Genomic DNA, 20,120 nt, shown 5'->3' on the forward strand with positions numbered 1-20,120 from the left:
GCCTGTTTGCGGCTGGTTACTTTTTTACCGCTTCTGCCGCTTTTGAGCTTGCCCTGTTTTTTTTCATGCATTGCTTTTTCAACCTTGTCCTGGGCTTTTTTTGAATACTTTGCCATATACAATGGTTTTTATGAGTATGTTGTAAATTCTGTGCCGGACAGGATACAGTTATTCATTGGGGATGATACAGAAGAAGCTTTGCAGCCCGGATCTGAGCAATAAAAAGAGGCAGGTTCCGTACAAAAGAGATGATTTGAAAAAAACGTGTCTGCCGCTTTGTGGCATTTGTATTAAAATAAAATTTTTCAGCGCCCGTCTGCAGCCATACACATGGGGAATAATATACACATTCCTGCACTTTCAATTCCCCATGCAATATGGGTATAGAAAGAAACAATTATCTGCTTATGATCTGTGCTTATTAGCGTCCTGTTTCCTTTGTTCATCAATTTCCCTGTTTTCTTTCATCGTTTGCCAGTATGATTTTCCATAATCAACTAAAATTTCCTCACCCGCCTTTATATCCCTGGTAGCTTTGATGTATACCCGTTTTTTTACAGTAGCATACACGGCATTGTTGCGCAATCCTTTGATCTTTCCTACTCCCTTTGCATCATTGGCGTACCTGGCCAGTGATTTTTTGTAAGGTAAAGCGTTGATAACATGATTGCGGTTTACATACATTATATAGGCATTGTCGGCCTCTTTTTCTTTTACTTCCTTCCAGGTGGTTACACGGCCCCTGTATTCAATAATATGGGTTCCGGCAGGAATGAATGACAGGGTAAATAATCCTTTGCCGGCCTGCGGCAGGGTTGAATTCTTTACGATCAGTTTTATATCGTTCGTCATATGCAATAAACTGCTCCGGCTTTGCTTTTTCGTTTACATTCTTTTTCCAAAGATCATATATGTAGGGCACACGGTGAATATAAAATTCAGCTTTCAATAAGAAATTCCACGGCAACAGGCTCCAGATCCCTGTCGGCCGGGCCATTCAGCACTTTGCCTGTATAATGGTATCTGGCGCCATGGCAGGGGCAATCCCACGACTTTTCGGCATTGTTCCATTTTACTTCGCAGCCAAGATGGGTACAGGAGGGATTTACACCGAAAAGCCTGCCTTCCTCATTCTTGTACAACCCGATCTTCTGGTTTTCGAAAACAACCAGCTTTGCTTCACCGTGCGCCAATGCCGCCAGCTCTTCCAGCTTTTCTCCCGAAAATAACTTACCGAAGAACTGCCTTACCGCATCCGCATTATGCTTTATAAAATCCGTAAAGCCGGCCACAGGCTTTAAGCGGTTGGGATCAAATAGTTTTTCATATTGTGTTTTCTTATTGCAGATCAGCGCCGATAAAGTAATTGCGGCAACGGTGCTATAGGTCATGCCATTGCCGCCATAACCGGTAGCCACATATATATGCTCAGGATTGCCGGGCAGATGACCGATATAGGGCAGTCCGTCGGCCGGTTCAAAATATTGCGAAGACCATTTATACCTGATCCCAGCAATATTGAACATTTTTCTCAAATGGCTTTCAAGAGACAAAAAGCTGGCTTCTTCATTTTCCTCGTGTGCGGTTTTATGATCTTTACCTCCTGCAATAAGATAACGCTGCCCGTCTATTTCCTGTGTGCGGTAATAATGATAAGGATCAACCATGTCATAGCAAAGATCCCGGGGGTAATTGTTGTCTGCCAAAGTAAGCGCCATGGCATAACTGCGGTAGGGGATACAGCGCAGGTGCAGCAAATTAACACCGGGCGGTATATGTGAAGCATAAATAAGGTCAACCGCTTTGTACGATCCTTTTTCCGTTTCTACATTTACCACTTCATTGTTTTCGGCGCCCGTTACCCTGCAGTGCTGAAGTATTACCCCGCCCAGGGCTTCGTAAGCATCTGCCAGTGCGTACACGTATTGAACAGGGTTGAACCTCGCCTGTCCGTTAACTTTTACAGCTTTCAGAAATGAAGACGGAACAGGGATCTGATCGCTATATTGTATATCAAGCCCTGCATTTTCTGATGCATCTTTGATCTTTTCCAGCTCTTCCACCTGTTTTTCATCCTGTGCGAATAAAAAAGCGCCGGCATCCTTATACCCGCATTCAATCTTTAATGCTGCTATATTGTTTTTAATGAGCTCCAGCGCTTCCCTGGCTGCAGTGGCAACCAGCTTTGCATTTTCCTTACCGAACTTTTGTTCTATAACAGAATAAGGTGTATCCAGTAAGGTATTGAGGTGAGCTGTAGTGCCACCGGTAGTGCCAAAGCAAATATTGGCAGACTCTATGATCAGGCATTTTTTCCCCGACTGCTGCAACAGCAGGCCGGTGCTTATTCCGGTTATGCCGCCGCCAACAATGATCACATCGTATAATTCATCTGTGGCTGCACTGTTGGTTGCTGTAAATGCTGTAGCGTTTGCCTGCCAGAGGCTGGTGTTGTGTCCATCTCTTTTGATCATAGTTGTTCATTTAACATTAACGGCATAGCCTCAGGTAATGCATAAGAGCATTGCCATTTTGGATCACGGTCAAATGGTTTGGTTACCCGCCCCATTTGTGCTTAAGGGGCCCCGGTTCTTTCAAATGTTTTTTTAGCCAGCGTATAAGATTGGCCCTGAAATAAAGGCAACCTTTGTCGCTGCTTCCCCGGCAATAGAACCTTCCATCCTGTTCAACAAATAAGTTGTGAGGCTCAGCGCCGAATTGGGGGAAAGGGTTGGGGTGCTTAAAGGTAACCGCGTATTTCGTTAATCCTTTATCTTCAGCACTGCGAAAACAGGATGCTTCATATTGATTGTGCTCCCATTCGAATAAAAAAGTAAACAGATCAGACATAACAACCATTTTTGACATTCCCGTCAGCAGAACTTCCTGATAGTGCCATGCCCGGTATACGACAATATTTGGGGCTGACCAAAAAAGTCGTCATTGCGAGCGAAGAGAAACAAGCTTACATACTTAAATCTCTATCGTTCAATAAGATTGCTTCGGTCGTTCCTCCCTCGCAAAGACGTTCAACGACCTTTATGGTCAGCCCTGTATTATAACTTATATAACTTACTCTTCTTCATCTTCCTGCTCTGCTTCCCAGTTGATATCGTTTTCGGCTATTTCCGTAAGCAGCATATCCGTTTGCTTTTCTTCTTCGAGGGTTTGATGTAAAATACCGGCTACATCTTCCAGTCCCATAGTGCGGGCAAGCTGGGTTAAGCCCCCGTAAGCGGCAATTTCATAATGTTCTACTTTCTGAGCCGAAATAATAATGCCTACATCTCTTGTCATGCTGCCATCTTCTGTTTCTTCGATAACGCTTTCACCTTCCTTTACCAGGCCTTCCATGGCATCGCATTTTTTTGCCTGGGCCTTTTTGCCGAGCATTTCAAATACTTCTTCCAGGCGGCTTACATGTTCCTGTGTTTGGGCCAAATGGTCTTCAATGGCATCCTGCAATTCTTCTGTCGTGGCTGCTTTCCTCATTTTAGGCAACGCTTTGGTCAGATGTTTTTCGGCCCAGTAAATATCCTTAAGGGCATCTATGAAAAATTTTTCCAGTTGCGTATTATCCATTATGGCAGAGGCATTGGCCCCGCTTGCTTTTTGATTGCGTGCCGGCGCTTTCTTTGTGTTTGGCATAATCGTAAATTTAAAAATGTAATAGAATTGTTGAAGATTGTCTCCAAACTGATTCACAAATGATGTGCCACCTCATACTATATTTTCGGTTACCTGATCGCAGCAGTTTTTTACAACAAAATGCGGGTGTAAAGGAGGCATTGCAATTGGAGGAAAATATTACACAGTTTGTGTAATGGGGAAAGTTGGATATGATTTTTTGAAGACACAAACCAGGTTGTTGTTGTTTTGCCACAAAGTCACGAAAGCACGAAGGAAACAAGCCTTGAAGATCTAGCTGTATTTTACCTGGCAGTTCTCGCAAAAGAAGCTCCTCCTGCGGTGGGTTTTACCGCAATATTTTTTTATGAAAGGAAGATCGCACCGCGGGCATATTTTTTTGGTATGCGCCAGCCAGTGCTTTTTTAATTCAAATGCTTTTTCAAATGCTGTACTGCTTCCTTTAAAATAATGATGCCGGGTCCTTCAGGCATTGCATGTGTTTAATGCGATAACATTTCAAATGATGAGCCAGAATGAACAGACCGGGCCGGGCTTTGAGCAACGGCATACAACTTGTATATCTATAGTAGTAAATACTGTGGCCCATTGAAGAGCACCTGCAAAAAATAAATATACAGCATGGCCGGTAAATATACTTTTGTGCGCCGCAACGGGTTGAGCCTGGTATTACTGGGATTGATGCTTGTTTTTTGGACCGCCCAGTTCTTAACGGGCCGGGGAGAAAAGAATAAGGAGAGAGAAGAAGAAGGTAAGCCTGCATTGTCGGTAGCCCAATACAGCCGGAGCGGGCATTTTATACAGGCCACTTTTGAAAACTGGGAAAGTGAGTTTTTGCAAATGGCCTTGTATGTATTGTTAACGGTAAGCCTGCGGCAGATGGGTTCCTCCGAGTCGAAGAAAATGGAAGGAGAGGAGGAGGTTGACCGGGAGCCCAGGCCCCACCCCGATGCGCCATGGCCGGTTAAAAAAGGGGGGATATGGCTAAGCGTCTATAAAAATTCCCTTTCAATAGCTTTCGGTCTTTTATTCCTGGCCTCTTTCATGCTGCATTTTTATGGCAGCCTTAAAGGGCACAATGAAGAACAATCAGACAAAGGTCTGCCACCCGATTCATGGAATGAATATATAGCATCATCGCGTTTTTGGTTTGAATCGTTCCAAAACTGGCAAAGCGAATTCCTGGCGGTGGCTTCCATTGTATTGCTTTCGATATGGCTCAGGCAAAAAGGATCTCCGGAATCAAAACCGGTTGACGCTCCTTATGATGAAACCGGCGGGTAATGTAAGCGTATAACCATAAAATTGATGATACATGAATTTGTTTCCCGGTGTGTACCTGGATGAAATAGGCCGGATGTTATGCAAGAGAAGTGAGACCATTGCTGTTGGAGAGAGCGTAACGTCAGGATTGATGCAGTTGGCCTTTTCTTCGGCGGAAGGATCCATCGGATTTTACCAGGGCGGCATCACAGCTTATAATATTGCGCAAAAATACAGGCATCTTAACGTAGAGCCTATTCATGCCCTGGCCTGTAATTGCGTGTCGGCGAAAGTAGCTGCAGAAATGGCTTTGCACGTTTGCCCGCTTTTTGGCAGCAGCTGGGGAATCGGCATTACCGGCTATGCTACCCCGGTACCCGAATCCAACAATGAAGTGTTCGCCTATTTTGCCATTGCTTTTAAAGGTGAAATTAAAAAAGCAGAAAAGCTTTCACCTCAGAAAGACGAAACATTCAATCTCCAGCTTTTTTATTGTAAAGAAGTGTTGAAAACATTGATGGAAATCATAGGTGCAAAAATGTAGCTCACGCCACGGGTTGGTACCAGCCTCATTGGCAGGCAGCCGCCATGTGGCGGGAAATGGAAATATGTTCAGTCCAATCATTTCAAAACAGGCATATGAAATTTTTCTTTATACTTATTATATTGTCGTTTACGGGAATTTCCTGCATGAAAAACAGGTGCTATGAATGCCGCGACACGGCAGGTAATGTAACGGAAAAGGGTTGCGATAAAACGGCAGATGAAATTGTAACATACGGGCAAACCCGGGGCTGGGAATGCGAAGTTTTACCGGATTGATCCTGCTTCATTTCCGAATATCGCATTAAGTTTGTAACTTTTGAAAAACCGTTGATATGAGTTCTGCCTTTGTAAGAGAAAATGATGAGCAGTGGCTTCATGATGTGGCCCCGGGCATACATGCATTGATTTTATACCTGACAAGGGAAAACAATGGCGTAAGGGTTTACGAAAAGGAAACGTATACAGATGCTGCTTCCGGCAAAGAGGTTCATGTTATGAGCAATGGACTGAGTTATGCAAAGGACAACGAAAGCAAATGGTATATATTTTAATACGCCTGGTTTACCGGCCACAATAATGTATCTGCAGGCAGTGCCGGTTATCTGCCTTTAAAAGTATATTGATACTCAATTTTTCCTACCAGGCTTTTTTGCTTGTTGAAGCATAGTTCTCTTGTCTTCAACCCGTTTTCTGCATATTCATATCTCCAGATAAGATAATCACTTCCTCCCTGAACAGTTATCATTTGTGCAAGCTGTCCTTCATCATTGTATTCAAATATATAATCCGGCAGCAGCCTGCCCAGCCTGTTGTTGTACCGCACAACATCCGACAAACGATGAAGGCTGTCGTAATAATAATATATTTTGTCGGTTGAAATATTATGCCGCCAGCTTTCTTCCTCCGTTATATTGCCCCGCTCATCACAAACAAATCGTACTATAGTGGTGTCTGTGCCATTTTTAATGCGGAACATATTTTCGGGACAATTGTCATCATACTTCCATACATGGGTTTCTTTCTGTTGGATCTTACTGGTGAACCCTTCCGATACACTGGTAGCAGCCCCCAATCTTCCTGTGCTGTCGTAGCTGTATTCATATTTGTTAACCGATTCTTTGCTGCTGTCTGCAGAACGGTACAACTGTCCCTTAAAATTATAAAAAGCAGTGGATGATGATGTTCCGGTAAGGGGCGATTGGGTAAATGTTTTGGTTTGCGTGTAACTGTTGTTGGGAGTTATATTGCAAACGAAATCTTCGGATAGTTGCCCGTTGGCCTCATAACTGATCAGTTTTACGCCGGTTACGCTGTTCTTTTTGTATAGCTGCTGCTGTTGCTGATTTTGAGCGGTGAGTATGATATCGTGATAATAATACTGGCTAAACCCCTGGTGACCGGATAGGATAGCTATATTTAATAGTGCAAGACTGCGCAGAAACGGGAATAAGTGAACCTTCATAGCTGGCAAAAGTATTATTTTTATCAAAATTTAGACCGGTGTCTCATTTTAAAGAAAGAAAGGAGAAAAATTGTTTGAATTGCGGGGCAGAGGTACAGGGCAGGTATTGCGGTGTATGCGGACAGGAAAATATTGAGCCCCGGGAACCGGCCTGGCACCTGGTAACACATTTTTTTAACGATATCACGCATTTCGACGGTAAGTTCTTCAGTACAGTTAAATACCTGTTGCTGAAGCCGGGTTTTCTTACCGCCGAATATGTGCGGGGCAGAAGAGTGCGCTATCTACACCCGATACGGATGTATGTGTTTACTTCCGCTTTCTTTTTTCTTGTTTATTTTTCTTTTATCAGCAGCCATGGCCCGGAAGCTGAAGGGAGGAAAAGCCTTCGGGAAACCCTGGCAAATGAGCAGGGCGAACTGCAAACGTTGCAGGGCATGTTAACCGCAACAGACGATGCGGTTGAAAAAGCAGCCATTCAAACGGCAATTGTTAAGTATGAACAGCGCATAAGGCTGTTAACCGACAGCCTTAAAAAGGACAGCGTTCAAAATAAAGAGATCCTTAATAGGGCAGATGATATATCGGACTCTGTTATAACCGTCATTCCCTTTTCGCCTTCTGTAAGGTCGAAAATTGATTCTGCCCGGAAAATGAGCAAAACCGGCAGTTCCGGCGGGGATAAGGTGCTGATAAATGATAAGGAATTCATTGACTTTACATTTTACAAAGACGAGGCTACTTATAAAGCAGTGCAGGATGAGCTGCCGGCAGGGCAGAAGGACGGGTGGATAAAAAGAAGTATAAAATTAAAGCTGCTCCATTGGCACAGTGAAGAAAAAAAAGATAGAAGTAAGCTTTTCAATACCATAGTGGAGAAGTTTAAGCATTCCTTTCCTACCATGCTGTTCATTTCTCTTCCGCTGTTTGCCTTTTTTTTAAAGCTCTTATATATACGGCGGGGATCGTTTTATTATGCCGGTCACGGCATATTTTCTATTCATGCCTATTGTGCGATCTTTATATTGCTGTTGCTGTATTATACGCTGGATGGAATTCACGCGCAACTGCACTGGCGGGTTCTTTCTTTGATAAAGGCGGCTGTGGTTTTATACATGGTTTATTATGTGTATAAGGCCATGCGTAATTTTTATCAGCAGGGAAGATCAAAAACGATGCTCAAATATTTATTATTAAGCTGGATGACCTTTATTGCGATGATTTTTTTGATCGTCATTTTCTTTGTCATATCGGCTTACAAAGTTTAAAACATGGAAACAACCGGATCATCTTTTTTGAGATTGGTTAAGATCATGGATGAGTTAAGAGCGCAATGTCCATGGGATAAAAAGCAAACAATACACACTTTGCGTTCGCTTACCATTGAAGAAACCTATGAGCTGGCAGATGCCATAACTGAAAGCAACTGGAAAGAGATCAGGGAGGAGCTGGGAGACATTTTGTTGCATATTGTTTTTTACGCTAAAATAGCCAGTGAGCAAAAACAGTTTTCGTTGGAGGATGTTATCAATGGCGTGTGTGAAAAGCTGATCTTCCGGCATCCCCATATTTATGGAGATGTGCAGGTTAAAAATGAAGACGATGTGAAACGCAACTGGGAAAAATTAAAACTGAAAGAAGGCAAGAAATCCGTTTTAGGCGGCGTGCCTTCGGCGCTTCCCGCAACCGTAAAAGCCATGCGGTTGCAGGAGAAAGCAAAGCAGGTGGGGTTTGAATGGGATAATCGCGGGCAGGTTTGGGAAAAAGTTGAGGAAGAGATGGGGGAATTGCAGGAGGCCATAGCGCAGGGTGATGCTGAAAGCATTGAAGGTGAATATGGCGATCTTGTATTTTCACTCATTAACTATGCACGGTTTTTGCATATCGACGCTGAAAATGCATTAGAGCGCACCAACAAAAAATTTATTGACCGGTTTACGCGTATGGAACAGGCGGCAATATCAGGGGGCCGGAATTTATCGGAAATGTCGCTTGAAGAAATGGATGAGATCTGGAACGAGGTTAAAAAGCAAAAAACTGAATTTTGAAAAAATTCTGGACCGATATATTGTATAGCAACGGCTACCTGCTTATCGGAGCAGCATGGCTTTTTACGCTGTCGTTTATCTTTAGTAATTACTGGTCTTACACTTCTTCACCGGGCGGCGTAAAAAAATCCCTGGAAAAATACATCTGGCGCAACGAAAAAAATTTCGATTCCTTTTTAAGAGATACGGCATTGCTTGGGCGGATCATTAACAAAAAGGAAAATGAAGCTGAAGTGCAGCGGATCACTCAGCAGGAGTATAAGGTTTTTTTGTATGAAGAAGCAGCTCCGGGAACCTACGATCTTTTGTTCTGGAATACACAATCTGTTTTACCGGAGAATGATCTGTTGCAGAAAGAGCAGCCCAGGTATATCGCTTCCCTGGCCAATGGCCAGTATGAAGTGATACGAAAAAAAATCATTTATAGAGAGAGATCCGTCATCGCTTTATATCTTTTACCTGTTCGCCGCCAGTATGTACTGGAAAGTGAATACCTGAAGAACGGTTTCGTTAATCACGCGCATATTGAAGAAAATTATGCACTTGTATTTACGCCTACCCAATATCCGATACAAAGCATTAACGGCACAACCCTTTTCTATCTTCAGCCTAAATCTTTGATTGACCAGCATAGCAATGACTGGTTGACCATGTTGTTGAGGATATTGGGATCCTTGCTCACACTGTTCTTTTTTCATAATGTGGCAGTAGCGATTTCAAGAACTGCCGGCGCGCTTGCGGGAGTATCTTTTATGGTTGTTCTGATGATAGGCTTACGTGCATTAAGTTATTTTTTTCCTGTGCCTGCCAATTTCCGTCAGTTTGAACTGTTTGACCCTGTTATATACGGCTCCAGTTTTATTTCGCGTTCGCTGGGCGATTTGCTGATCAACAGTATCCTCTTTTTTTGGCTGGTGCTTTTTGCAAGGATCCGGTTTTCAAAACAAAATATCCGCCTGCACATACGAAGCATAGCCTGGCGCCGTGTAGCCATTATAATTTTGGCCCTGGTGATGGTGGTAGCCACTTTCATTGGCGGGCATGTAATAAGAAGCCTGGTTGCCGATTCACAGATTTCATTTGACGTTACCAATTTTTTCAGTCTTAACATTTATAGTGTATTTGGGTTTATCGTGCTGTGTTGCGTATCGCTGGGATACTTCATTTTTTCACAGGCCGTTTTAAGGGCTATCACCATATTGAACCGCAGGTCGCGTTATCATCCCATACTGATCATTGCCATTATCGGGTTACTGGGACTGAGCGTAAGAATGAGCCACTCCTATATATTGTTTGAGCTGTGTATGCTGAGCTGGCTGATATTGTATGTGTACCTCATGAGCAAAGTGGAGCTCAGCTTGAAAAAAAATAATTTTCTGGTAGCAAATGCCCTTTTCTGGTTGTTTGTTTTTTCTGCATCTATTGCATCTATTATTATCTTTCAGAACCGTTCGCGCGAGCTGGAGTTACGGAAAAGAACGGCAGAGAAACTGGTAATGCAAACGGATCCTTCCAGCGAGCGGTTACTGAATATAGCCATACAAAGCTTCAGCAATAATTTTTTTCTTACTCACCTCTGGCGACTCCACGATCCTGTGCAAAGCGCCATATTTAAAGACAGCCTTATCAACGCCAACTTTACCCCCTATCTTAATAAGTATGATACGGAACTGTTCTTTTATGACGCGGAAGAGCGGCCCATTCCCAGCGGGGAAAGACTGACCTTTGATGAATTGAATACGATCTATTCTGTGCAGGGTAAAGACACCAAAATACCCGGACTGCGTTATTACGAAACGGCTTTCGATAAATTCAGCTACATCTACCTTAAAGAGATCAGGGATAGTGCGCATGCCACGAAGGCGTATTTTTTCATGCTGTCGAATCCCAAGCGCTATCGCAGTGAGGCCCTGTATCCCGAATTGTTCAGGCAGGCTGAAGATTATTCATTTGAATACGCTCCCGATTATGCTTATGCAATTTACGACAGCGGTGCTTTACAGGTATATGTTAACGATTATAGCTTTCCTACAGCCTTAACGGAAAGTGATCTTCCCAGGCAGGAATTTTTTGAAAAGATGGTCAATGGATATAGCGAATTGTGGTACAAGTCGGGCAATAAAGTAATTATTATAACGCGGCGAAGCAACTTCATTATGGAAGCCATCACGCTTTTTGCATACCTGTTTTGTTCTTTTCTTTTACTGGTGGCGCTATTCCAGGTAGCAAGCATCATTATCCAGTCGGGCTTCCGATGGCGGGCCTTGCGGGAGATCACGGATTTTAATATCCGGTCGCAGATATATGGCACTGTGATCTTTGTAAGCGTGTTTTCTTTTATTGTAGTAGGTGCGGCCACTATTTTATTTTTTACTGCCTCCTATAATAAGAACAACCGCGATAAGCTGAGCCGGTCAATACAGGATATATCCGCTGCGTTAAAGAACAAGGTCAGCGACCACAGGTTGATGGATGATATTATGCAGGTGTATGATTCTGCGTATGGGAAATCGGTGCGGCAGCAAATCACGGAAATGGCTCAACTGCATAATGCAGATGTTAACCTTTATAATTCCGACGGGTCGCTTCAGATCTCATCCCAGCCTTTTGTATACAATAAAGGGGTATTAAGCCGCATGATGGATCCGCTTGCCTTTTATAATCTGAACCGGCAAAAAAAGATCCAGTATGTGCAGGAAGAAAAGTATGGTAAAATGAATTACCTCAGTATTTATGTGCCCGTATTGGCCGATAACAGAAAAACGGTTGCATATCTTAATATTCCCTATTTCAATTCTCAGAACCGGCTTAAGCAGGAGATATCGAGTTTTCTGGTTACCATCATTAACCTGAATGCTTTTATCTTCCTGTTATCCGGTATTATTGCATTGTTCCTTACCAACAGGATAACCGGCTCATTCACCCTTATTAGTGCAATGATGAAGGATGTGAATCTCGGCAAGCACAATGCAGAAATTGTATGGACCAAAAAAGACGAAATTGGCGGATTGGTCAAAGAATACAATAAAATGGTTCAGAAGCTGGAGGAAAGCGCAGCGGCCCTGGCCAAAACGGAAAGAGAAGGCGCATGGCGTGAAATGGCAAGACAGGTTGCGCACGAAATTAAAAATCCGCTTACACCTATGAAGCTGAGCATACAATATTTGCAAAAAGCCATCAATAACAATGCACCCAATGTAAAGGAGCTGTCCTCAAACGTAGCTCAAACCCTTGTTGAACAAATCGATCATTTGTCGAGGATAGCTTCCGAATTTTCGGAATTCGCTAATATCGGGAACGCGAGGAACGAAGTTTTCGACATAAATAAGCTGCTGAACTCGCTGGTATATCTTCATGATGTACAGGAAAGAGTAAGCATTCAGTGGGAACCCGCCGGAGAACCTTTGCTGATCGATGCAGATAAAACCCAGATCAACAGGCTGTTCACCAATCTTTTACAGAACGCCATAGAAGCTATTCCCGAAGATGAAAACGGGTCGGTTGCCGTACGGCAAAAAAGAAACGAACACAACGTAACGATCAGCATCACAGATAACGGATCTGGCATTCCCAGGGCCATGCTCGTTAACATCTTCACTCCTAATTTTACTACCAAAACCTCGGGTACAGGATTAGGGCTGGCAATATGCAAAAGCATCGTGGAGCAATCGAGGGGAAGCATCTGGTTTGATACCGAAGAAGGGAAGGGCACTACTTTTTACGTGGAGCTGCCGCTTAATGAAAATGGTAAGCTGGTGTGAGGTTTCAGGTCTCAGGTATGAGTTCAGCTTGTGCAACTTGCACCCTGTACCCGGTACGCTGCACCCTGGAACTTGCACCTTGTAACCTGTACCTTGTACCCTGCAACTTTCTTCAAATCCCTTTTTTCTCTTTTCTCTTTTTTAAGAATGCTTCAAATTCAGGCAGGCTGTAGCTGCTGAGGTTGCTTTGCCTGGTTAACCCGGCCTTCCGGGCGGCCAGCACACCATAGCGTATGTCTTTATAACCCTCTGTATTGTGTGCGTCCGGGTCAACAGAAATAATGGCACCTTTTTCCAATGCGTAGTCTATCCAGCGCCAGTCTATATCCAGACGGCGGGGGTGGGCGTTCAATTCTATTACCACATCATGATCCACACAGGCGTCAATAATTGTATTATGATTTACAGGGTATCCTTCACGGCTCAGCAGCAACCTTCCGGTCATATGCCCCAGTATGGTGGTATACGGGTTTTGAATAGCGGTGAGCAGGCGCAGCATGGCTTTGTCTTCCGTCATTTTAAGATTGGAATGAATGGATGCTATTACGAGGTCGAAAGTACCCAATATCTGGCTGTTGTAGTCGAGACTGCCGTCATTGAGGATGTCGGATTCAATACTTTTAAATATTTTGAACGGATAAAGCTTTTCATTAAGTGTGTCAATATAAAGATGCTGCTCTTTGATCCTGTCTTCCTTTAACCCGTTGGCATAAAAAGCCGATTTGCTGTGATCGCTGATCACCAGGTATTCGAACCCGTTTTCAATGGCTGCATTTGCCATATCCTCCACGCTTTGCCTTCCATCGCTCCAGTTGCTGTGGCTGTGAATAACACCTTTTATATCTTCAGGACGAATAAGTTCGGGCAACGGCCGGTCCATTACAGCGGCTATGATCGTTTCCTTTTCCCGGAGGCAGGGCGGTATATAGGGAATGCCGGCACTTTTAAAGATATCTTCTTCACTGCTGAACGTTTGCCTGACCGGGAATCTTTTTTCCCATTCATTTAAAAACGGGCCTGCGCAATTGGTATGAAATACAATGCTCCCGATGTTTTCGGCACGGGCAGTGTAAAATGCAATAGCAATATTGTTTTCTGTTTTAAAGCGGATGCCTGTTTCATTTTTTTCCGTAACCGAAAATGAGTGTGCTGCCAAAAACTGTTCCAGTTCGGCATTGCCTGCAGTGCTTACCCATTCAAGTATATCAATGGTTTCCGATTGTCTTGCAAAAGCACCGGTGTGTTCAAACCGGTGACCGGGGAATTGTTTCTTGAGTTGCTGATGCAGTTGCAGAGCATAGGGTTCTATTTCGGCATACAAATAGCTTCCTTTGCTGCGCAGGTAAAATTCAATAGCAGCTTTTACATTTTGCTGGGTCTTTTCCCCGAAGCCCTTAAAAAGCAATAGCCTGTTTTCGTTACAGGCATACAGCAGTTCTCCAATCGTTTCCAACCCCATTTCCTTCCATACAACAGCTATCTTTTTTGGCCCCAGTCCTTTTATGTTCAGCATTTCCAGTATACCCGATGGTGTTTTTTGCAGGTATTCTTCCAGTGCATTCAATTTCCCGGTTTGTCTGATCTCCATGATCTTTTTACCTGTAGCAGCGCCGATCCCTTTTATGGAAAATACCTTATCATAGGATTGTTCAGCCAATTCAAAAGGCAGCTTTTCTATGGTATAAGCTGCCACTGCATACGATTTTGCTTTGAAGCTGTTTTCGCCATGAATATCCATAAGTTTCGAAAGCAAAGAAAAAGCACCTGCTATTTGTGAGTTATCCATATGGGAAAAAGTTGGCTGTTAAATTACAGAATAAAGGCTTCGGTATTTGCAGCAATAAAAAAAAGTCCCGTAACCGGGACTTTATATTTTTCGCTCTGTAGAGAGATGCTAAGCTTATTTTTTCTTAGCAGCCTTTTTAGGAGCAGCTTTCTTAGCAGCTTTTTTAGGAGCAGCCTTTTTAGCAGCTTTTTTAGGAGCGGCTTTTTTAGCAGCTTTCTTAGGAGCGGCTTTTTTAGCAGCTTTTTTAGGAGCAGCTTTTTTAGCAGCTTTCTTTGCTGTTGCCATGTTTTTAGAATTTAATGGTTAGTTAATAATGGATTAACGTCATAAAAGTAAAAACATTTTTCCAACTGCAAAATTTTTTTTTAATCTGTTGCTTCAGCAGCGGCTACAGAAACAAAGGTTTTGTTGTTTTTCCCCTTCTTAAATTCAACCATACCATCGTTCAGTGCGAACAGGGTAAAGTCTCTTCCCACACCTACGTTCTTACCGGGATGGTAAGCGGTGCCACGCTGGCGAACAATAATGTTGCCTGCAATTGCAGGTTGTCCGCCATATATTTTTACACCCAAGCGTTTACTTTGCGAGTCGCGGCCGTTTTTTACACTGCCTTCGCCTTTCTTATGTGCCATGATCTTTTAATTTAGAAATTACAATTTCGAATTTCAGTACTCGAATTTCAACTATGCGATATCTGTTACCTTGATATGCGTAAACAAAGTACGGTGTCCGTGTTTTTTACGGAAGCCTTTTCTTCTTTTCATTTTAAAGGCAATGACTTTATTGCCCTGTACTTCGCCAACTATTTCGGCTTTAACTTTTATCTTTACATCGGCGCCGGTTGATAAGGTATCACCATTATCTGCCAGCAACACATCAGTAAACTCCAGGGCGTCGCCTGCTTTTCCATCTAAATGCGGAACGTACAGGTTCTGTCCCTGCTGAACTTTAAACTGCTGACCGGCTATTTTAACTATCGCAAACATGAGGCAAAATTTAAGGAGTGCAAAGGTAAGATTAATTTTGTTCATGACAAACAATTGAAAGAAAAAATCTTATCAGCTTAAGCTGTCTCTTTGCAGGCGTAAAGTTATCTTTGCGGTCTCAACTATTCTTGCTGAAAGCACATGAAGATCAAATCTTTTCTGGCGAAGCCGTTTGCCGGATATATACATAAGCAGGTCAAAAAATCGATGTTTACGGCCCTGGCGGATCAGGAGCAGGTTTTGAAAGATCTGGTTAAGACGGGCAGAAAAACAGAATTCGGGAAGGAACATTTGTTTAATGAAGTAGGAACCTACGATGAATTCAGGCAGGCGGTTCCCCTACGCGACTATGAGGCATTTAAGCCTTATATTGAACGGATCAAGCAGGGCAAACACAATGTTTTGTGGAAAGGGCTGCCCATTTATTTTGCCAAAACGAGCGGCACCACCAGTGGGATAAAATATATACCTATAACAAAAGAATCGGTTGACAATCATTTTGAAACGGCCCGCAACGCTTTTTTTTGTTATATGTCGGAAACCGGGAATTATTCCTCTGCCAATGGCAAAATGATTTTTTTGAGCGGCAGCCCGGTACTGGAACGGATAGGGGGTATACCCACCGGCCGGTTAAGCGGTATTTCCAATCACCTTATTCCCCGGTACCTGCGTACCAACCAACTGCCCAGTTACGAAACCAATTGCATTGAAGACTGGGAGACCAAGCTGGAGAAAATAGTAGATGAAACCATTGGCCAGGATATGACCATGATCAGCGGAATACCTCCATGGATGCAAATGTATTTTGACAGACTGACGGCGCGCAGCGGTAAAAAGATAAAAGATCTGTTCCCTAATTTTAATGTGATGGTGCAGGGCGGGGTGAATTTTGAACCGTATAAGGCCAGGTTGTTTGAAAGCATAGGTGAAAAAGTAGATACCATTGAAACCTTTCCGGCATCGGAAGGATTTTTTGCTTTCCAGGATTCACAACAGCATGAAGGATTATTGCTCAATACGAACTTTGGTATCTTTTTTGAATTTGTGCCCGCACAGGAAATATTTTCTGATCATCCAGCGCGTCTTTCACTCAAAGATGTAAAAATGGGCGAAAATTATGCGCTCATCATCAACAGCAATGCCGGCCTGTGGGGTTATAACCTGGGCGATATTATAAAATTCGTTTCAACAGATCCATACCGTATAGTGGTTACCGGCCGCATCAAACATTTTATATCAGCCTTCGGCGAACATGTAATTGGTGAAGAAGTGGAATACAGCTTAATGAAAGCAGCCGAAGAGGAAGGATTGAAGATCACGGAATTTACTGTTGCACCCATGATAGAACAGGGCAGGGGCAGGAGTTACCACGAATGGTTTGTTGAATTTGAAAACTCACCTCAGAGCATTCATGATTTTTCAATAGCGGTAGATAAGAATTTAAGACAGAAGAATATTTATTATGACGATCTGATCACCGGTAATATTCTTCAAACCCTGAAAATACGACCGGTTAGAAAAAACGGCTTCATAGATTATATGAAAAGCGTAGGTAAATTAGGCGGACAGAATAAGGTTCCCCGTTTGAGCAACGACAGGAAAATAGCAGATGAGTTGAAGCGATATCTGCAGGAAGTATAGCCCAAACCCTCTGTGTATTATTTGAAATAATGATCAGATAATTTTTACCAATGCTTTTACATGCCGTATCTTGAATACCTGAACTGTACTTGTTCGCAACACAATTGAATGAAAAAACGAATAGCTATATTTGGTTCCACCGGCTCCATAGGCACACAGGCGCTGGAAGTAATTGCTTCTAATTTGGATAAATTTGAAGTGGAGATCTTAACCGCCCACTCTAATGATAAACTGCTGGTACAACAGGCAAAAAAATTCAATCCCAATGCGGTTGTGATCGTAAATGAAAGCAAATATGCGGCGGTAAAGGAAGCGCTGGCGTCAACCAATGTAAAGGTTTTTGCCGGAGAAAATGCACTCGAAGAAGCAGCCGTTTTTGATACCTATGATATGATGGTGGCCGCTATTGTTGGATTTGCCGGACTGAAATCAACCTTAAAGGCCATTGATTCGGGAAAAGCCGTTGCTTTGGCGAACAAAGAAACGCTGGTAGTAGCCGGCGATATTGTTATGCAGCGGGCTGTAGAGAAAAGGGTTCCCGTAATTCCGGTTGATTCTGAGCATTCTGCCATTTTTCAATGCCTGATAGGGGAAACCCGGAATAAAATAGAAAAGGTAATATTAACGGCATCGGGTGGTCCGTTCCTGGGCAAAAAGCCCAACTTCCTGGTGAATGTAAAAAAAGAACATGCGCTGCAGCATCCCAACTGGAATATGGGCGCTAAAATTTCGGTTGACTCTGCAACCCTGATGAACAAGGGGCTTGAAATGATAGAAGCGCGGTGGCTGTTCAACCTGCAGCCGGAGCAGATACAGGTAATTGTGCACCCGGAAAGCATTATACACTCCATGGTGCAGTTTGAAGACGGCAGCATTAAGGCCCAGATGGGCCTGCCCGATATGAAAGTGCCCATACAATATGCGCTTTCTTTTCCGCAACGGATACCCAATGCTTTTCCGCGTTATGATTTCACCCGTTCTCCCGGACTGCATTTTGAACAGCCCGATATTAAAACTTTTCGTAACCTGGCGCTTGCCGGGAATGCGTTGCACAAAGGCGGCAATATGCCCTGCGTGCTCAATGCCGCAAACGAAATTGCGGTATACGGCTTTTTACGCAACAGGATAGGTTTTTTAGATATGATGGAAATGGTAGAAAGAGCCATGGAAAAGATACCTTATATAAAGGAGCCTTCCCTGGAAGAATATTTTGAGAGCGATGCCGAGGCCCGTAATTTTGCCGCTTCTTTGATCCATATATGATCTGATCCGTAAAACGAAATGAAAAAGAGGGTACATTACTATCGTTTCAACTTTTACCAATAAAAAAAGTCAAACACTTAAATGATAACATTATTAGCGATAAACTGGGCATCGGTGGGTTTACAGGCAGGGCAGTTGATCCTGTCGCTTTCTATTTTGGTTGTGATCCATGAGTTGGGGCATTATCTTACCGCAAAATGGTTTAAATGCAGGGTAGAAAAATTCTATTTGTTTTTTGATCCCTGGTTTTCATTGTTTAAAAAGAAAGTGGGCGAAACGGAATATGGCGTGGGCTGGCTGCCATTGGGCGGCTATGTGAAGATAGCGGGCATGATAGATGAAAGTATGGACAAAGAACAGATGAAAAAGCCTGCCGAGCCGTGGGAGTTCAGGAGCAAGCCCGCCTGGCAGCGCCTGATTATTATGGTTGCCGGCGTTACCATGAATATTCTCCTTGCGTTTTTCATATACAGCATGATATTGCTGGTATGGGGAGAGAAAAAAGTGCCGGTAAGTTCCATGAAATACGGGCTGGCATTCAGGGACAGCCTGATGTTTGACCTGGGATTCAGGAACGGCGATAAAATATTAGCGGTGAATGACCAGCCTGTAGAAGACTATACCGATATTGTTAAAAAACTGATCCTCGGGAACAATGTGAGCATAGAAAGAAACGGGAAGCTGGAAACGGTTATCCTTCCGGTAGACCTTATAGGCAAGCTGGTAGAGAAGAAAAGAAGCCGGATGCCTTTGCTGGAACCGCGCATACCTGTGATAGTGGATCAGGTAGCTGATTCAAGCAATGCCTATGAAGCAGGTTTAAGAAAAGGTGACCAGGTAATTGCCGTGAACTCGGCTTCCGCCGTATTTTTTGATGAACTCAAAAACATCCTGGAAAACAGTAAGGAGCAAACCGTTCAGGTAAGTGTGCTAAGGGGAAATGATACTTTATCGCTACCCACAGCCGTTACCAAAGAAGGCACGATCGGTTTTTACCCGGTAAGCACCATTTCGGATTTAGACAGTATGGGCGTATTGAAATTGCATATAACGAAGTACAGCGCACTGGAGGCATTTCCTGCCGGCGTAAAAATGGCGGGCGAACAGTTGCAATTTTATATAGACCAGTTTAAAAAGATATTATCTCCCGAAACAGGCGCCTACAAGGGAGTAGGTGGCTTTAAGGCGATGGGATCCATCTTCCCCGATAGCGGGTGGGACTGGGAAACCTTTTGGCGGATCACTGCATTCTTTTCCATAGTGCTTGCCTTTATGAACCTGTTGCCCATACCGGCGCTGGACGGCGGGCATGTAATGTTTACCCTGTATGAAATGATATCGGGTCGCAAGCCCAGCGACAAATTCCTTGAATATGCGCAGATTGCCGGCATGGTAATATTATTCGGATTGCTTATTTACGCCAATGGCAACGACTGGTTCGGATGGGGGAGAGGGAAATAATTTGAAAATTTTTAATTTGAGAATTTGAAAATGGTAGTGGTCGGTACGCGACGAAGGAGCGTAGGACCACGGTGAATGTGCCTGGCAGTCCTAACAGGTTCTAAGTCTACCGGTTTATTTGTATATTTGCAGTTGCTTTTTGAAGAGATAATGTTGTATTCATTTTCAAATTACCACATTTTCATATTTTCAAATTGATCCCGGGGCTGACCGGTTTTGACAGCAAAGTTCTTTGTACGTGTAAGCATGCGGTGC

Annotated in this window: 20 protein-coding genes; 10 read left to right on the top strand and 10 right to left on the bottom strand. The window is 43.4% G+C overall.

Going from position 1 to position 20,120, the window contains the following annotated elements:
• From PLH26_RS09800 to PLH26_RS09820, 5 genes are all read right to left on the bottom strand, one after another.
• Positions 1–116, bottom strand: a 116-nt coding sequence (locus tag PLH26_RS09800) for a DUF6496 domain-containing protein (protein ID WP_324585852.1), incomplete at its 3' end; no start/stop codon positions are given.
• A 289-nt stretch (positions 117–405) separates the two neighbouring features.
• Positions 406–852, bottom strand: a complete 447-nt coding sequence (locus PLH26_RS09805; RefSeq protein WP_324585835.1) for an SET domain-containing protein — start codon at positions 850–852, stop codon at positions 406–408.
• A gap of 86 nt (positions 853–938) precedes the next feature.
• On the bottom strand, positions 939–2,474 hold the full coding sequence (locus PLH26_RS09810; RefSeq protein ID WP_324585836.1) for an FAD-dependent oxidoreductase: 1,536 nt from the start codon (positions 2,472–2,474) through the stop codon (positions 939–941).
• A gap of 82 nt (positions 2,475–2,556) precedes the next feature.
• On the bottom strand, positions 2,557–2,850 hold the full coding sequence (locus tag PLH26_RS09815) for a hypothetical protein (RefSeq protein ID WP_324585837.1): 294 nt from the start codon (positions 2,848–2,850) through the stop codon (positions 2,557–2,559).
• A gap of 222 nt (positions 2,851–3,072) precedes the next feature.
• A complete protein-coding gene (locus tag PLH26_RS09820; protein ID WP_324585838.1) occupies positions 3,073–3,648 on the bottom strand; it encodes a YciE/YciF ferroxidase family protein in 576 nt (191 codons plus the stop codon).
• 621 nt (positions 3,649–4,269) lie between these two features.
• Here PLH26_RS09820 and PLH26_RS09825 point away from each other — a divergent pair.
• From PLH26_RS09825 to PLH26_RS09840, 4 genes are all read left to right on the top strand, one after another.
• Positions 4,270–4,932: a DUF6766 family protein gene (locus tag PLH26_RS09825; RefSeq protein WP_324585839.1), complete on the top strand. Its 663-nt coding sequence runs from the start codon at positions 4,270–4,272 to the stop codon at positions 4,930–4,932.
• 31 nt (positions 4,933–4,963) lie between these two features.
• Complete coding sequence (locus PLH26_RS09830; RefSeq protein WP_324585840.1) at positions 4,964–5,455, top strand: CinA family protein; 492 nt, start codon at positions 4,964–4,966, stop codon at positions 5,453–5,455.
• A gap of 95 nt (positions 5,456–5,550) precedes the next feature.
• Positions 5,551–5,733: a hypothetical protein gene (locus PLH26_RS09835; RefSeq protein WP_324585841.1), complete on the top strand. Its 183-nt coding sequence runs from the start codon at positions 5,551–5,553 to the stop codon at positions 5,731–5,733.
• Positions 5,734–5,789: 56 nt separating this feature from the next.
• Positions 5,790–6,008 carry a hypothetical protein gene (locus PLH26_RS09840; protein WP_324585842.1) on the top strand — a complete coding sequence of 73 codons (219 nt, stop codon included), beginning with the start codon at positions 5,790–5,792 and terminating at the stop codon, positions 6,006–6,008.
• A 47-nt stretch (positions 6,009–6,055) separates the two neighbouring features.
• On the opposite strand, the gene PLH26_RS09845 is transcribed toward PLH26_RS09840, so the two are convergent.
• Complete coding sequence (locus PLH26_RS09845; RefSeq protein WP_324585843.1) at positions 6,056–6,919, bottom strand: RHS repeat domain-containing protein; 864 nt, start codon at positions 6,917–6,919, stop codon at positions 6,056–6,058.
• Positions 6,920–6,957: 38 nt separating this feature from the next.
• Here PLH26_RS09845 and PLH26_RS09850 point away from each other — a divergent pair, with 38 nt between their 5' ends.
• Genes PLH26_RS09850 through PLH26_RS09860 form a run of 3 tightly spaced genes read left to right on the top strand, consistent with a single transcriptional unit; the run spans position 6,958 to position 12,728 of the window.
• Complete coding sequence (locus tag PLH26_RS09850; protein ID WP_324585844.1) at positions 6,958–8,187, top strand: DUF3667 domain-containing protein; 1,230 nt, start codon at positions 6,958–6,960, stop codon at positions 8,185–8,187.
• 3 nt (positions 8,188–8,190) lie between these two features.
• Positions 8,191–8,967 (top strand): nucleoside triphosphate pyrophosphohydrolase, encoded by a 777-nt coding sequence (gene mazG / locus PLH26_RS09855; RefSeq protein ID WP_324585845.1) that lies wholly within the window; start codon positions 8,191–8,193, stop codon positions 8,965–8,967.
• Positions 8,964–12,728: a sensor histidine kinase gene (locus PLH26_RS09860; RefSeq protein WP_324585846.1), complete on the top strand. Its 3,765-nt coding sequence runs from the start codon at positions 8,964–8,966 to the stop codon at positions 12,726–12,728. Before mazG ends, PLH26_RS09860 begins: the two co-directional genes overlap by 4 nt.
• Positions 12,729–12,840: 112 nt before the next feature.
• Here the strand turns inward: PLH26_RS09860 and PLH26_RS09865 are convergent, their stop codons facing one another.
• The 4 genes from PLH26_RS09865 to rplU all read right to left on the bottom strand — a co-directional run bounded on the left by PLH26_RS09865 (position 12,841) and on the right by rplU (position 15,500).
• A complete protein-coding gene (locus PLH26_RS09865; protein ID WP_324585847.1) occupies positions 12,841–14,514 on the bottom strand; it encodes a helix-hairpin-helix domain-containing protein in 1,674 nt (557 codons plus the stop codon).
• 114 nt (positions 14,515–14,628) lie between these two features.
• On the bottom strand, positions 14,629–14,799 hold the full coding sequence (locus tag PLH26_RS09870) for a hypothetical protein (RefSeq protein ID WP_324585848.1): 171 nt from the start codon (positions 14,797–14,799) through the stop codon (positions 14,629–14,631).
• An 80-nt stretch (positions 14,800–14,879) separates the two neighbouring features.
• Positions 14,880–15,146 (bottom strand): 50S ribosomal protein L27, encoded by a 267-nt coding sequence (rpmA, locus tag PLH26_RS09875; RefSeq protein ID WP_324557918.1) that lies wholly within the window; start codon positions 15,144–15,146, stop codon positions 14,880–14,882.
• 51 nt (positions 15,147–15,197) lie between these two features.
• The gene (gene rplU, locus PLH26_RS09880; protein WP_324557916.1) at positions 15,198–15,500 is read right to left on the bottom strand and encodes a 50S ribosomal protein L21; all 303 of its coding nucleotides are present in this window, start codon (positions 15,498–15,500) and stop codon (positions 15,198–15,200) included.
• 141 nt (positions 15,501–15,641) lie between these two features.
• Here rplU and PLH26_RS09885 point away from each other — a divergent pair, with 141 nt between their 5' ends.
• From PLH26_RS09885 to rseP, 3 genes are all read left to right on the top strand, one after another.
• Entirely contained in the window at positions 15,642–17,141 is a 1,500-nt protein-coding gene (locus tag PLH26_RS09885) for a GH3 auxin-responsive promoter family protein (protein WP_324585849.1), read from the top strand.
• 108 nt (positions 17,142–17,249) lie between these two features.
• Positions 17,250–18,404 carry a 1-deoxy-D-xylulose-5-phosphate reductoisomerase gene (locus tag PLH26_RS09890; RefSeq protein WP_324585850.1) on the top strand — a complete coding sequence of 385 codons (1,155 nt, stop codon included), beginning with the start codon at positions 17,250–17,252 and terminating at the stop codon, positions 18,402–18,404.
• Positions 18,405–18,485: 81 nt separating this feature from the next.
• Positions 18,486–19,865, top strand: coding sequence for an RIP metalloprotease RseP (gene rseP, locus PLH26_RS09895; protein ID WP_324585851.1), 1,380 nt, complete (start codon positions 18,486–18,488; stop codon positions 19,863–19,865).
• The last annotated feature ends 255 nt before the right edge of the window (positions 19,866–20,120 follow it).

The sequence above is a fragment of the Agriterribacter sp. genome, assembly GCF_035444585.1.
Taxonomy (GTDB): domain Bacteria; phylum Bacteroidota; class Bacteroidia; order Chitinophagales; family Chitinophagaceae; genus Agriterribacter.

Bases quoted from the DNA above. Each gene is read 5' to 3' on its own strand.
- PLH26_RS09805 (WP_324585835.1), bottom strand. From the start codon at position 852: ATGACGAACGATATAAAACTGATCGTAAAGAATTCAACCCTGCCGCAG.
- PLH26_RS09810 (WP_324585836.1), bottom strand. From the start codon at position 2,474: ATGATCAAAAGAGATGGACACAACACCAGCCTCTGGCAGGCAAACGCT.
- PLH26_RS09815 (WP_324585837.1), bottom strand. From the start codon at position 2,850: ATGTCTGATCTGTTTACTTTTTTATTCGAATGGGAGCACAATCAATAT.
- PLH26_RS09820 (WP_324585838.1), bottom strand. From the start codon at position 3,648: ATGCCAAACACAAAGAAAGCGCCGGCACGCAATCAAAAAGCAAGCGGG.
- PLH26_RS09825 (WP_324585839.1), top strand. From the start codon at position 4,270: ATGGCCGGTAAATATACTTTTGTGCGCCGCAACGGGTTGAGCCTGGTA.
- PLH26_RS09830 (WP_324585840.1), top strand. From the start codon at position 4,964: ATGAATTTGTTTCCCGGTGTGTACCTGGATGAAATAGGCCGGATGTTA.
- PLH26_RS09835 (WP_324585841.1), top strand. From the start codon at position 5,551: ATGAAATTTTTCTTTATACTTATTATATTGTCGTTTACGGGAATTTCC.
- PLH26_RS09840 (WP_324585842.1), top strand. From the start codon at position 5,790: ATGAGTTCTGCCTTTGTAAGAGAAAATGATGAGCAGTGGCTTCATGAT.
- PLH26_RS09845 (WP_324585843.1), bottom strand. From the start codon at position 6,919: ATGAAGGTTCACTTATTCCCGTTTCTGCGCAGTCTTGCACTATTAAAT.
- mazG (WP_324585845.1), top strand. From the start codon at position 8,191: ATGGAAACAACCGGATCATCTTTTTTGAGATTGGTTAAGATCATGGAT.
- PLH26_RS09865 (WP_324585847.1), bottom strand. From the start codon at position 14,514: ATGGATAACTCACAAATAGCAGGTGCTTTTTCTTTGCTTTCGAAACTT.
- PLH26_RS09870 (WP_324585848.1), bottom strand. From the start codon at position 14,799: ATGGCAACAGCAAAGAAAGCTGCTAAAAAAGCTGCTCCTAAAAAAGCT.
- rpmA (WP_324557918.1), bottom strand. From the start codon at position 15,146: ATGGCACATAAGAAAGGCGAAGGCAGTGTAAAAAACGGCCGCGACTCG.
- rplU (WP_324557916.1), bottom strand. From the start codon at position 15,500: ATGTTTGCGATAGTTAAAATAGCCGGTCAGCAGTTTAAAGTTCAGCAG.
- PLH26_RS09885 (WP_324585849.1), top strand. From the start codon at position 15,642: ATGAAGATCAAATCTTTTCTGGCGAAGCCGTTTGCCGGATATATACAT.
- PLH26_RS09890 (WP_324585850.1), top strand. From the start codon at position 17,250: ATGAAAAAACGAATAGCTATATTTGGTTCCACCGGCTCCATAGGCACA.
- rseP (WP_324585851.1), top strand. From the start codon at position 18,486: ATGATAACATTATTAGCGATAAACTGGGCATCGGTGGGTTTACAGGCA.